The organism is Streptomyces sp. NBC_00457 (assembly GCF_036014015.1).
In the GTDB taxonomy this organism is placed as follows: Bacteria; Actinomycetota; Actinomycetes; order Streptomycetales; family Streptomycetaceae; genus Streptomyces.
This window is the reverse complement of the sequence record NZ_CP107905.1, coordinates 8476129-8488545: the sequence shown is the minus strand read 5'-3', so window position 1 is coordinate 8488545 and position 12417 is coordinate 8476129. Positions and strand designations below refer to the sequence as shown.

At 70.7% G+C, this 12417-nt stretch carries 12 protein-coding genes; 7 read left to right on the top strand and 5 right to left on the bottom strand.

All coding sequences use genetic code 11. The annotated features are described in order from the left end of the window. Nucleotides 1–60: 60 nt before the first annotated feature. Both OG828_RS38840 and OG828_RS38835 read right to left on the bottom strand, forming a co-directional pair. Nucleotides 61–1608, bottom strand: a complete 1548-nt coding sequence (locus tag OG828_RS38840) for an APC family permease (protein ID WP_328503816.1) — start codon at nt 1606–1608, stop codon at nt 61–63. A gap of 68 nt (nt 1609–1676) precedes the next feature. Further along, a complete protein-coding gene (locus tag OG828_RS38835) occupies nt 1677–2627 on the bottom strand; it encodes a hypothetical protein (RefSeq protein WP_328503815.1) in 951 nt (316 codons plus the stop codon). A 397-nt stretch (nt 2628–3024) separates the two neighbouring features. On the opposite strand from OG828_RS38835, the gene OG828_RS38830 reads away from it, so the two are divergent. The 6 genes from OG828_RS38830 (at nt 3025) to OG828_RS38805 (ending at nt 7934) form a co-directional block, all read left to right on the top strand. After that, nucleotides 3025–3927 carry a DMT family transporter gene (locus tag OG828_RS38830; protein ID WP_328503814.1) on the top strand — a complete coding sequence of 301 codons (903 nt, stop codon included), beginning with the start codon at nt 3025–3027 and terminating at the stop codon, nt 3925–3927. A gap of 114 nt (nt 3928–4041) precedes the next feature. After that, the gene (locus tag OG828_RS38825; RefSeq protein ID WP_328367557.1) at nt 4042–4560 is read left to right on the top strand and encodes an NUDIX hydrolase; all 519 of its coding nucleotides are present in this window, start codon (nt 4042–4044) and stop codon (nt 4558–4560) included. Nucleotides 4561–4577: 17 nt separating this feature from the next. Beyond that, on the top strand, nt 4578–4970 hold the full coding sequence (locus OG828_RS38820) for a YidH family protein (protein WP_210574770.1): 393 nt from the start codon (nt 4578–4580) through the stop codon (nt 4968–4970). After that, the gene (locus OG828_RS38815; RefSeq protein WP_328441430.1) at nt 4967–5296 is read left to right on the top strand and encodes a DUF202 domain-containing protein; all 330 of its coding nucleotides are present in this window, start codon (nt 4967–4969) and stop codon (nt 5294–5296) included. The genes OG828_RS38820 and OG828_RS38815 overlap by 4 nt, the downstream gene beginning before the upstream one ends. A 232-nt stretch (nt 5297–5528) precedes the next feature. Further along, nucleotides 5529–6713: a phosphotransferase family protein gene (locus OG828_RS38810; protein WP_328367548.1), complete on the top strand. Its 1185-nt coding sequence runs from the start codon at nt 5529–5531 to the stop codon at nt 6711–6713. 6 nt (nt 6714–6719) lie between these two features. Next, a complete protein-coding gene (locus tag OG828_RS38805; RefSeq protein WP_328441429.1) occupies nt 6720–7934 on the top strand; it encodes an acyl-CoA dehydrogenase family protein in 1215 nt (404 codons plus the stop codon). 1 nt (nt 7935) lies between these two features. Here the strand turns inward: OG828_RS38805 and OG828_RS38800 are convergent, their stop codons facing one another. The 3 genes from OG828_RS38800 to OG828_RS38790 are packed head-to-tail and all read right to left on the bottom strand — an operon-like array spanning nt 7936 to nt 11002. Then, complete coding sequence (locus OG828_RS38800) at nt 7936–8529, bottom strand: TetR/AcrR family transcriptional regulator (protein ID WP_328367542.1); 594 nt, start codon at nt 8527–8529, stop codon at nt 7936–7938. Nucleotides 8530–8573: 44 nt separating this feature from the next. After that, the gene (locus tag OG828_RS38795; RefSeq protein WP_328503813.1) at nt 8574–10241 is read right to left on the bottom strand and encodes a class I adenylate-forming enzyme family protein; all 1668 of its coding nucleotides are present in this window, start codon (nt 10239–10241) and stop codon (nt 8574–8576) included. After that, nucleotides 10238–11002 carry an SDR family oxidoreductase gene (locus OG828_RS38790; protein ID WP_328503812.1) on the bottom strand — a complete coding sequence of 255 codons (765 nt, stop codon included), beginning with the start codon at nt 11000–11002 and terminating at the stop codon, nt 10238–10240. Before OG828_RS38790 ends, OG828_RS38795 begins: the two co-directional genes overlap by 4 nt. A gap of 174 nt (nt 11003–11176) precedes the next feature. Here OG828_RS38790 and OG828_RS38785 point away from each other — a divergent pair, with 174 nt between their 5' ends. Beyond that, complete coding sequence (locus OG828_RS38785) at nt 11177–12412, top strand: exo-beta-N-acetylmuramidase NamZ family protein (RefSeq protein ID WP_328503811.1); 1236 nt, start codon at nt 11177–11179, stop codon at nt 12410–12412. Nucleotides 12413–12417: the final 5 nt, after the last annotated feature.

The window sequence follows — 12417 nt, the reverse complement described above, 5'->3', positions numbered from 1 at the left end:
TTCGAGCACCCGCGGGCCCTGCGGGACCAGGGTTCGCGGGTGCTCGTCAGGTTTCCGTAATCAGTTCCCGGCGTCCGCCTCCGCCTTCTGGTCCAGTTGGAAGGCCTGGTTGCCGAGGCCGATGCGGGCGTGGGTCTCGGGGGCGCGGGTGCGCAGGAGCAGTCCCTGGACGAGGCCTATGACGAGGGCGGCGGCGATGATGCCTGGCAGTGCCCAGCTCAGGGCCGAGTCGGGGCCGGTGCCGACCAGGACGTCGAAGTCCTTGACGGTGTACCCGGCGATCACGAGCAGGGCGATCCCGGCCAGCATGGAGGTGACCAGCCGCCAGGCCTGAGTGCCGGCAGCGCCTCGGCGCGCGAAGAAGACGACCACCGAGAGGGAGGCCAGCGCCATCAGCACGATCACGCCGAGGGCGCCGACGTTGCCGAACCAGGTGAACAGGTGCAGGACGGGCGCGGTCGGGTCGCCGGTCGGCTTGTCGTCGGTGATCGCGAAGGCGATGACGATCACGGCGGCCACCGCGGTCTGGAGCAGCGATCCGGTACCGGGGGCGCCGCTGGTGCCGGTGGTGCGGCCGAAGGCGGCGGGCAGCAGTCCCTCGCGGCCCATGGCGAAGGCGTACCGGGCGACGACATTGTGGAAGCTGAGCATCGCCGCGAACATGCCGGTCACGAACAGGATGTGCAGCACGTCGGTGAAGGTGGAGCCGAGCCGTTCCTCGGTCAGGAAGAACAACAGCCCGGCGCTCTGCTCCCGGGCCGTGCCGACGATCGCGGACGGACCGGCGGCGACGGTCAGGGCCCAGCTGCTGAACGCGAGGAAGACGGCGACGCCCCCGACGGCGAGGAACATCACGCGCGGCACGAGGACATGCGGCCGGCTGGTCTCCTCGGCGTACACCGGCGCCTGCTCGAAGCCGAGGAAAGCTGCGATGCAGAAGCACAGGGCGGTGCCGACTCCGGCGCCGCTGAGCGTGTCCGGGTTGAAGGCATGCAGGGACAGGCCCTCAGCCGCCGGGTCGGCCACGGCGGCGATGTCGAAGACGACGACCAGGGCCACCTCGACGATCAGCAGCACGCCCAGCACGCGCGCGTTGACGTCGATCTTCAGCCAGCCCAGCGCACCGACGACGGCGGCGGCCGCCAGCGCCGGTATCCACCAGGCGACCTCGACCTCGGCGTAGGTGGCGAACAGGCCGGAGACCTCGAAGCCGAAAATGCCGTAGATGCCGACCTGGAGGGCGTTGTAGGCGACGAGCGCGACCAGGGCTGCGGCCGCTCCGGCGGTGCCGCCGAGGCCGCGGGAGATATAGGCGTAGAAGGCGCCCGCGTTGTGGACGTGGCGGCTCATCTCGGCGTACCCGATGCCGAAGAGGACGAGGACCACGCCGAGCACCACGAAGAGCAGCGGCTGTCCCACGATGCCCATCACCGCGAATGTGGTGGGCATGACACCCGCGACCACCATGAGAGGGGCGGTTGCGGCGAGGACGGAGAGCAGCAGGCCACCGGTGCCGAGGCGGTCGGCACGCAGGGCGCGTTCCTGTCCCCTGAAGGTGCTGATGCCTGAGTCGGGAGCGGTGCTCGTGTGCGAACTGCCCGTCGTCATCGGGGCCGTCCTTCCTGGTGGGGACAGAGGTGGGGACATGGGTGGCGAGGGATGCGGCGGTGCGGGGCTCATGCCGTGCCGAGCGCGGTGGCGCGTGCGGCTCGGAACGCGGTGTCCGGGTCGTGGTCCGGGTACGACCACGGGTCGGGGGTGGCGTGCTCGCCGATACGGTGGAACAGGGCGGCGGCCTCGGCGCCGCGGCCTTCGCAGACCTTGGCGTGGGCGAGGAAGTTCAGGTCGACCAGACGGCGCGGGTGGCCCTCCTGCTCCCACTCCAGCCACCAGTCGAAGGCGGCCTTCATCACCTGCCGGGCCCGGCGCCCGGACCAGTGCCCCGAGCCGGCCGGGTCGGCGGGCACCTGGCCGGCGGCGGCCAGCGCGCGGTAGCGCTCGGCGTGCGCGACGACCGGCAGGATCGCGAGCGGCGAGTCCGCGGGCGCCTGCTCGGCACAGTGGGCCGCGAACTCGTAGACCTCGTGCAGCGGGTCCGGGCCCGTCCCGGCGTGGCGCTCGGCGAGCCGGGCGACCATCAGATGGTGCGCGTGATGGTGGTCGGCGTACCGGGCGCGGATCTCACCGAAGAGCCGGACCGCCTCCTCCTCGGCGCCGAAGCGGCGCTCCAGCATCAGCAGGCCGAGCCATGGCGTGGGGTCGGCGGGCGCGAGCGCGGCGGCGGCATGACAGGCCTCACGGGCCCGGACCGGCTTCTCCTTGCCCCGCAGCGCGCGCCGGACCAGGGAGAGGGCCAGCAGGACGCAGGCGTCGGCGGAGTCGGGCTCGGCGAGCAGCCAGTCCCGGGCCCAGGCCGTGCTGTACGGCTCCTCGGCGAGAACAGTGACGCGGTGGCCGCGGCGGTCGAAGTCGTCGCCGGTGTGCGCGAGCAGCGAACGGGCCGCCTGCCAGCGCCCCTGGGCCAACGCGGCGCGGGCTGCGGCGAGTTCGGCGTCGTCGAGGGCCGGGTCGAAGGCCTGGGCCGCGCGTCTGCGGGCACGGCCGAGGGGTGGCGGAGGTGGGGGCACCGCGGGAACTTCCTCACGCGACGCGCGCAGTCGTCGGTATCGGTTTGCCATCAAGCGATCACGCACAGCAAACCCGCAGCCAACACATCGCGTCAAGGCCCACGAAGTCGTTACACGCGTCAACTTCTGCTACAGGAGAGACACTTGTGGTTCATCGGCCCTGCGAGACCGCCGCATGATCACCACACCGCGCCTCTTGACTGTGGCGCACGCCATAGCGCTGCTCGCCCGGCCATCGCAGCATGGCGTGACGGTCGTGCGACCGCCCTTGATCGACGGGGTGCCGTGACCGAGTCCACTGTCCGGTTCGGGCACTCCCAGGGGCACACCGGGCCCTGGGCCACTACAGTCGGCCGGACGCAGCCACCGGCCCGGCCGAACGATCGAGGTACGCAGCGTGTCGCTTCAGGTTCTGATTCTCGCCGTGAGCGCCGCGTGCTGCCTGGGCTTCGGCTTCGTCCTCCAGCAGAACGCGGCCCAGCGGGCGCCCCTGAACGACTTCCTCTCCCCCCGCCTGCTCCTGGACCTGATGAAGGTGCCGCGCTGGCGGGGCGGCCTCGGACTCATGGTGGCCGGCATGGCGCTCGGCGCGGTCGCGCTGGGCCAGGGCGAGATATCCCTGGTGGAACCGCTGCTCGCGACGAACCTGCTGTTCGCGATGGCCCTGTCCCGCCACCAGACCAAGCAGCCGCTGGGCCGCCAGGGCTGGGCGGGGCTCGCCCTGCTCGCGGGTGGCGTGACCGCCTTCATCGTGGCGGGGCAGCCGACCGGCGGCGCCGCGATCACCGACCCGATGCGGCACTGGCTGATCATCGGAGTGATGGTCGGAGCCGCGCTGCTGCTCACGACGTATGCGAAACGCTCCCGGCTCAGCTCGGGCCCGGCGCTCCTCGCCGTGGCCGCCGGTCTGCTGTACGGCGTCCAGGACGCGCTGACCCGGGTGAGCGGCCAGCGCTTCTCCGAGGGCGGCTTCGTCGAGCTGATGACCGGCTGGCAGCCGTACGCCGTGCTGACGCTCGGCGTCACCGGCCTGGTCCTGGTGCAGAGCGCCTTCGAGACGGCGTCCCTGCGGATGTCCCTGCCCGCCCTCACCGCCGCCCAGCCGCTGGCCGGGATCGCCTGCGGGGTGGGCTTCCTCGGCGACCGGCTGCGCACCGACCCGGGCGCGCTGGCCTGGGAGTCGGCGGGCCTCGCGGCCATCGTCGTCGGGATCGTCCTGCTGGGCCTGCACCCGGCCATGCCGTCCGGAGCGCCGGTGCGGGAACGGGCACGGGATCTGCAGCCGAGCCGGCTGAGCTGATGTAGCGGCGGCATGAGCGCGCTGACTCAGCTGATGCAGTGGCGGCATGAGCGCCGCTGACTCAGCTGATGCAGTGGCGGCATGAGCGCCGCTGACGAATGATTTATTGGCGACATGAGCGCTGCTGACGAAATCCTCGACATCGTCGACGAGAACGACCAGGTCATCGGCCGGTCCCCGCGCGGCGAGGCCTACGCCCGCGGGCTGCGCCACCGCTGCGTCTTCATCCAGGCCCGCGACACCACCGGCCGTCTCTTCGTCCACCGCCGCACCCCGACCAAGCTGGTGTTCCCCTCCCTCTACGACATGTTCGTCGGCGGAGTCGTCGGCGCGGGCGAGTCCTACGACACCGCCGCCCTCCGCGAGGCCGAGGAGGAACTCGGCGTCTCGGGTCTCCCCCAGCCCGAGTTCCTGTTCAAGTTCCTCTACGACAACGGCGCCGGCCAGAGCTGGTGGTCCGCGGTGTACGAGGTCCGCTGCGACCTCCCCGTACAACCGCAGCCCGAGGAGGTGGCCTGGCACGACTTCCTGCCGGAGGCCGAGGTGGAGCGACGCCTGACGGAGTGGGAGTGGGTGCCGGACGGGCTGGCGGCGTATGAACGGCTGAGGGCGTACAGGTCGGGCAATTCCTGACCGGTATCGTCCTGAGCGTGATCGATTTCGCTCGTAACGTCCGCCTGTGGTTCGCCCCGCAGGAGATCCGCGACGAGGGCACGACCCCCGACTACCGCTTCTCGCTGGCGAACGAGCGCACGTTTTTGGCCTGGCTGCGGACCGCCCTCGCGCTGATCGGCGGCGGCTTCGCGGTGGACCAGTTCCTGCCGGACCTGCGGTGGGGCTGGCGCGTCGGCCTCGCGCTGGCGCTGCTCGCCGCGGGCGTGCTGTGCTCGCTGCGCGCGGTCAACCACTGGATCCGCTGCGAGCGGGCCATGCGCAAGGGCGAGGATCTGCCGGTGTCACGGTTCCCGGCGGTGCTGAGCCTCGTCGTCGCGATCGTGGCCGTCGCGATGGTCGTCGTCGTACTCGTCGGCTGGGAAGGGTGACCGCCGCACCGGCCGGCGGCCGGACCAGGGACCCCGGACTGCAGCCCGAGCGCACCCGGCTCGCCTGGCGGCGTACGACACTCTCGGGCACCGCCGCCGCCGTGCTCGCCGTGAAGACGGCGCTGCACGGCGGCGCGACGGTGAGCGGCGCCCTCGTCTGCGCCCTGTGCGTGGCCCTCTGGCTGGGCTTCCTGCTGGTCGCCCACGGCCGCATCCGCGCCCTCTCAGCAGCCCACGCCCCCGCGGCCCTCACTCCCCGCCAGGCCACGGCGGCGGTCCTGTGCACGGTCGCACTCGCGGTGTGCGCGGCGGCCCTGGTCTTCTGAGTCGGCTGCGGTTCGGTAGCGCCCCAAAGGGGCGCGGGGCTGTATCGATATGCGGCTCCGCCGCGTGGGCGCGACCAGCCACGACGCTGCTGCAGGCGACCGACGGCATAACGTGGCCCTTCCAGCGGAGCGCTAGCGTGGTCCCGATCACGTTCGCTCCCCGCACTGGACGGCATACCGACCGGTCGGCATCATGGTCAGGACCCGTTCTCGCGCCGGCAAAGGAGCAACGATGAGCGCCGATCACCCGCCAGGTCTCGATCTCGACCGGCTGCGCGGGCTGCTCGACAGCGAGCGGCCCGGCTTGGTCCACGGCCCCCTGACCGGCCGGCTGATCGAGGGCGGACGGTCGAACCTCACCTACGCGGTCTCCGACGGCACCTCCCGCTGGGTCGTACGGCGCCCTCCGCTCGGCCACGTCCTGGCCACCGCGCACGACATGAAGCGCGAGCACCGGGTGATCAGCGCGCTGCACCCGACGAACGTACCGGTGCCGCGGCCGGTGCTGATGTGCGAGGACGAGCAGGTGCTCGGGGCGCCGTTCTACGTCATGGAGTTCGTCGAGGGGACCCCGTACCGCACGGCCGACCAGCTCGCCCCGCTCGGCCCGGAGCGTACCCGCGGCGCGGTGCTGTCCCTGGTGGACACGCTCGTCGAGCTGCACGCGGTGGACCCGGCCGCCGTGGGCCTGGCGGACTTCGGCCGCCCCGAGGGCTTCCTGGACCGGCAACTGCGCCGCTGGGGCAAGCAGCTGGACGCCTCCCGCAACCGTGAGCTCGCGGGAATCGACGAGCTCCACGCCGCCCTCGGCCGCGACCTCCCCCACTCCCCCGCCCCGACCGTCGTACACGGCGACTACCGGCTCGACAACGTCCTGATCGGCCCCGCGAGTGAGCCGGAGGGGCGCGCCGGTGTCGAGAGGCCATGGGGGTCCCCCCGCTCGAGCGAAGCCGAGAGTGGGGGAGCGCGGAGGCCCGAAGGGTTGAGCACGGTCGGCCTCTCGACACCGGCAGAGAGCGCCCCGGAGGCGAACGAGCCAAAAATGGGTGTCGACCGGATCAAGGCGATCCTCGACTGGGAGATGTCGACCCTGGGTGATCCGCTCACCGACCTCGGCCTGCTGGTGATGTACAGCACGCCGCTCGGCACGCCCGACTCCCCGGTCTCCACGACCGCGGAGGCCGCGGGGCACCCGGAACCGGCCGAACTGATCGAGCGGTACGCCGCACTGTCGGGGCGCGACGTCTCCGCGGTCTCCTGGTACACGGCGTTCGCCTGGTTCAAGCTCGCCGTGATCCTCGAGGGCATCCACTACCGCTACACCCTGGGCCAGACCGTCGGCCCCGGCTTCGACCGCATCGGCGACCTGGTCCCCGTCTTCATCGAGCACGGCCTCACCACCCTTCAGGAAGGCTGATCCGCCATGGACTTCGCGTTCGACGCGCGCACCGAGGAACTGCGCGCCAAGCTGCTCGCCTTCATGGACGAGTACGTCTATCCGGCCGAGTCCGTCGCGGAGGAGCAGCGCGCGCGGCTGGCCTCCCCGTGGGACACCCCGGCCGTGGTCGAGGAGCTGAAGGCCGAGGCGCGCAGGCAGGGCCTGTGGAACCTCTTCCTCCCCGACTCCGAGTACGGCGCAGGACTGACCAACCTCCAGTACGCCCCCCTCGCCGAAATCACCGGCCGCTCCCCGCAGTTGGCGCCCACCGCGCTGAACTGCGCCGCACCGGACACCGGCAACATGGAGGTGCTCGCCCAGTTCGCCGACGAGCAGCAGAAAAAGCAGTGGCTGGAGCCGCTGCTGGCCGGTGAGATCCGCTCGGCGTTCGCGATGACGGAGCCGGAGGTGGCCTCCTCGGACGCCACGAACATCACCACGCTGATCAAGCGGGACGGTGACGACTACGTCATCACGGGCCGCAAGTGGTACATCTCCGGGGCGATGAACCCGGACTGCAAGATCTTCATCGTGATGGGCAAGACGGACCCGGACGGCGCCGACATCCGCCGCCAGCAGTCCATGATCCTGGTCCCCCGCGACACCCCGGGCGTCACCGTCGAGCGCGCCATGCAGGTCTTCGGCTACGAGGACCACTCCCACGGCGGCCACGCCGAGGTGATCTTCGACCACGCGCGCGTGCCGGTGTCCCACCTCATCGGCGAGGAGGGCGGCGGCTTCGCCATCGCCCAGGCGCGCCTCGGCCCCGGCCGCATCCACCACTGCATGCGGCTGATCGGCATGGCGGAGCGGGCGATCGAGCTGATGTGCCGCCGTGCCGTCGCGCGCGAGGCCTTCGGCAAGGCGCTGGCCCAGCAGGGCGTGGTGCACAACTGGATCGCCGACGCGCGGGTCGCGGTCGAGCAGCTGCGGCTGCTTGTCCTGAAGACGGCCTGGATGATGGACACGGTCGGCAACCGGGGCGCGCACACCGAGATCCAGGCCATCAAGATCGCCACTCCGCGCACGGTCGTCGGCATCCTCGACAAGGCGATCCAACTGCACGGCGCGGGCGGGGTCAGCCAGGACTTCCCGCTCGCCGAACTGTACGCGGGCGCACGGACGTTGATGATCGCCGACGGCCCGGACGAGGTGCATCAGCGGTCGCTGGCGCGACGGGAGCTGAAGAAGTACCTGTGACTCAGGGTCTGAGAGCCCGCAGGAGCAGGTCGGCCAGGTGGTCGGCGACCTCCTGAGGGCTCATCGGGCCGTCGGGGCGGTACCAGGTCGACAGGTGGTGGACGGACCCGAAGTGGTAGTCCACCACCAGGTCGGCCGGGGTCGCCTTCGAGAAGACTCCCGCTTCCTGCCCTTCCTCGATGAGTGCACGGAAACGTTCGTGGTAGAGGCGCCGCTCGGCGCGCACCTGCTTGTTCTTCTCGGGGCTCAGATGGTGCATCGAGCGGAAGAAGATCATCGCGTCGTCGAGGTTCTCGATGGTCGTCACCACGACATCCGCCGCCGCGTCCCGCACCCGCTTCTCGATCGGCTCGTCGGCGCCCGCGAACGCGTCGAGCCGCTCCTGCTGGACGCGCAGCACGCGCGCGTACACCTCGTGCAGGAGGTCGTCCTTGGAGCCGAAGTAGTGGTAGAGCGCCCCCTTGGTGACGCCGGCCGACTCGACGATCTCCTGCACCGAGGTGCGGTCGTAGCCCTGCTCCGCGAAGAGCCGGGTGGCGGCGGCCAGCAGCCGCTGCGGGACGGGCGTACCGTCTCCGTCCGTCGTCCTGGGCACTGCCGCCACCTGCCTTTCCGAGCTGTCTGCTGTTCTCTTGTTCTTCACTGACCGTCTTGCGGCCGGGAACGTAGCTCCCGACGGAGGATCTTGCCACTCGCCGTCTTGGGCAACTCGGGCAGGATCTCCACCTGCCGCGGATACTTGTAGGCGGCCAGTCTCTCCTTGCAGTACGCAGCCAGCGCACCGGGGTCCGTGTCGGCGCCCGGACGGAGGCTGATGTACGCCTTGACGGTCTCTCCGCGGTACCCGTCGGGCACCCCGACGACGGCCGCCTCGCGCACCGCCGGATGCGTGTACAGCACGTCCTCGACCTCACGCGGCCACACCTTGAAGCCGGACGCGTTGATCATGTCCTTCTTCCGGTCGACGACGTACAGCCATCCCTCGGCGTCCATGAACCCGATGTCGCCGGTACGCAGCTCGCCGCCCGGGAAGGTCTCGGCGGTGGCGTCGGGGCGGCGCCAGTAACCGGGGACGACCTGCGGTCCCCGTACGAGGATCTCGCCCTGCTCCCCGAACGGCACCTCCGCTCCCCGGTCGTCGACGATCCGTACGACCGTGTCCGGCCCCGGCGCCCCGACGGCCAGCGTCCCGGACGCCGGGTCGACGGGCGCCTCCCGCCCCGGCGGCACGGAGGCACAGGGCGCGGTGCACTCGGTGAGGCCGTACCCGTTGCGGATGTACGGCCCGAAGCCCGCCCGGAACTTCTCCACCAGCGCGGGCGGCAGCGGAGCACCGCCGGAGGAGATGATCCGGAACGAGGAGAAGTGGTCCGGGGTGACGTCCGGATGGGCGGCCAACGCCATGAAGGCGGTCGACGGTCCGACGGTGTAGTGCGGCCGGTGCTCGGCGAACGCGTCCAGCACGACCCCCGCCTCGAAGCGGTACGCCAGCACCAGCGTGCCCGCGCTGTTCAGACACGCGCCGAGCTGGCAGACCATCCCGGTGATGTGGAACAGCGGCGCCAGCGCGAAGTAGACGGGCTCCTCGGGCAGCCCGAGCCCGGTCCGCTGCCGCTCGGCGTTGTACATGATGTTGCCGTGCGTGTTGGTGGCGCCCTTGGGGGTGCCGCTGGTGCCCGAGGTGTAGCTGATCAGCGCGATGTCGGAGGGGCCCGGGTCACGCCCCTCCGGTGCCTTGTTCCCCTGCCGGGCGACCACCGTCAGATCATCGGCATCGGCGGCCTGCGGCAGCCGCTCGAAGGACAGCACGCGCGCGTCGTCACGGGTTTGGAAGTCCAACTCACTGGCGGTGAGCACGATCCGCACCGGCGAGCCCTGTGCCGTCTCGCGCAGATACGACTCCCAGGCCCGGTCGGCGCAGACCAGCGCGGCCACGTCACCGTCCCGCAGCACATGGCCGACCTCCCCCGCCTTGTACATGGGGTTCACCGGCACGACGACCGCGCCCGCCTTCCAGGCGCCGAGCAGCGCCACCACGAAGTGCGGCGAGTTCTGCAGCAGCACCGCGACCCGGTCGCCACGCTCCAGACCCCGCGCGGCCAGATGCCCGGCGACGGAATCGCTCAACTCGTCGACCTCGCGAAAGCTCAGCCGGGCATCGAAGTAGGCGAGGCAGATACGATCCGGCGTCTCACCGACGGCCCGACGCAGCGCATGCACGAGCGAGTCGACGGGATCGATGGGAGCACGCTGGGCGTCGTTCAGCAGCCCCAGCCAGGGCCGCTCGGCATAGCGGGAGCCGGTCACTCGGCCGCCTCCCACTTCTGCTGGAGGTGGTTCATGTTCGTCAGCCAGCGGTCCGGGTCGGCGGCCCGTGCCTGGTAGTACCCGCCGACCTCGGGATGCGGCAGGATCAGGAACCGGTCCTCCTCGATCCCCTTGAACAGCGCGTCCGCGACATCCTCCGGCTCGATCGCGGTCGGCTTCAGCACCAGATCGCCCGCACTACCGGTACCGGCCAGCATGTCCGTCCGCACACCCTGCGGACAGATCGCATGCACCTTGATCCCCCGGTGCCGATACGTCAACGACAGCCACTCGGCGAAGGCGTACGCACCGTGCTTGGTCACGCTGTACGGCGCGGCCCCGATCATGGTGAGCAGCCCCGCAGCGGACACCGTGGACACGAACCGCCCCCGCCCCCGCTCCAGCCACCCCGGAATCAGCTCCTGCGCGGCCCGCACATGCGCCATCACATTCACATCCCAGGCCAACGCCCACACCTGCTCGCCGGCCCCCTCGGACCCACCCGAGGGAAGCCCGGCATTGGCACAGTAGACATCGACGGCGCCACCGAGAGCGTCCCGGGCTTCGCCAACAATGGCCGAGGCATCACCCGGCACCGCGATGCCCCCGATCTCATCGGCAACGGCCTTGGCTTGGGCGGCATCCAGATCGTTGACGACGACTCGAGCCCCTCCGGCAGCAAACCGCCGCGCAAGCGCGGCCCCGATCCCGCCCCCAGCTCCGGTGACGACTACTCCGGCGTCCTGCACGGCTTCCACCATCGGTCTCCTTCGACGCGGCTCCGAAACAATGCCCTGCAGGCGTCAGACTAACCGGTCGGTATGTGCCAGAGGAAGGGCAACGAAAATGCCGGTAAGGGGCGCGGGGAACTGCGCGACAAGCCACACTCGACCGGCAGCTTACGAACCACCGCGACCACCCCCTACCGTGCCCCCATGCGCTTGAGCAGACGAACTCTCCTAGCTGCAACCCCGGCACTGGCCGCCTCCTCGACCTCCGCAGCCGCAGCCGAACAAAGCGGCCGCCGGTTGCAAACCGGCTTCGAACGCCTACAAGCAACCGCCTACGCCCAGCTCAGCGGCCAGCGCATCGGCATAGTGACCAACCCCACCGGCATCACCAGAGACACCCGCCACATCGTCGACGTCATGCACAACGACAACCAAGTGAACCTGGGGGCCGTCTTCGGCCCCGAACACGGCTTTCGCGGCACCGCCCAGGCCGGCGGCTCCGAAGGCCGCTACGACGACCCGGCAACCGGCCTCCCCGTCTACGACACGTACCTCAAGAGCGGCCGCTCCCTCGCCGACATCTTCACCGCGTCCGGCGTCGACACGATCGTCTTCGACATCCAGGACGTCGGCGCCCGCTTCTACACGTACATCTGGACGCTGTACGACTGCATGGAGGCGGCCCAACTCGCCGGCAAACGCCTCGTCGTGCTCGACCGCCCGAACCCGGTGACCGGCCGCGAGGCCCAAGGCCCGGTGCTGCACAAGGAGTTCGCGACCTTCGTCGGCCGGCAACCGATCTCGCAGGCGCACGGCATGACGGTCGCCGAGCTGGCGCACCTGTTCAACGGGGAGTTCCTGACCACCCCGGTCGAGCTGGACACCGTACGGATGACGGGGTGGAAGCGGTCGGAGTTCTACGACGCGTCCGGGCTGCCGTGGGTGCCTCCGAGCCCGAACATGCCCACCCCCGACACCGCCCTCGTGTACTCGGGGACGTGTCTCTTCGAGGGCACCAACCTCTCCGAGGGACGCGGCACCACCCGCCCCTTCGAACTGCTCGGCGCCGAGGGCATCGACGGGCGCTGGGCCGCCGAGGTGAATCGACTGGGCCTGCCCGGCGTCCACTTCAGGGAGGCGTACTTCGCTCCGGTCTTCTCCAAGTTCCAGGGGAAGACCATCGGCGGCGTACAGATCCATGTGCACGACCGGGCCGCGTACGACCCCGTACGCACCGGCATCGCGCTGCTGGTGACCGCCAAGAAGGTGTGGAGCGGCTTCGCCTGGCGGTCGGACAACTGGATCGACAAGCTCACCGGCTCCACGCGGGTACGCACCGCGATCGACGCGGGAGCCGGCACGGACGAGGTGGTGGCGGGCTGGCAGCAGGAGCTGGCGGCGTTCCGGAAGGTGCGGAAGGAGTATCTCCTCTACAGATGACTCCG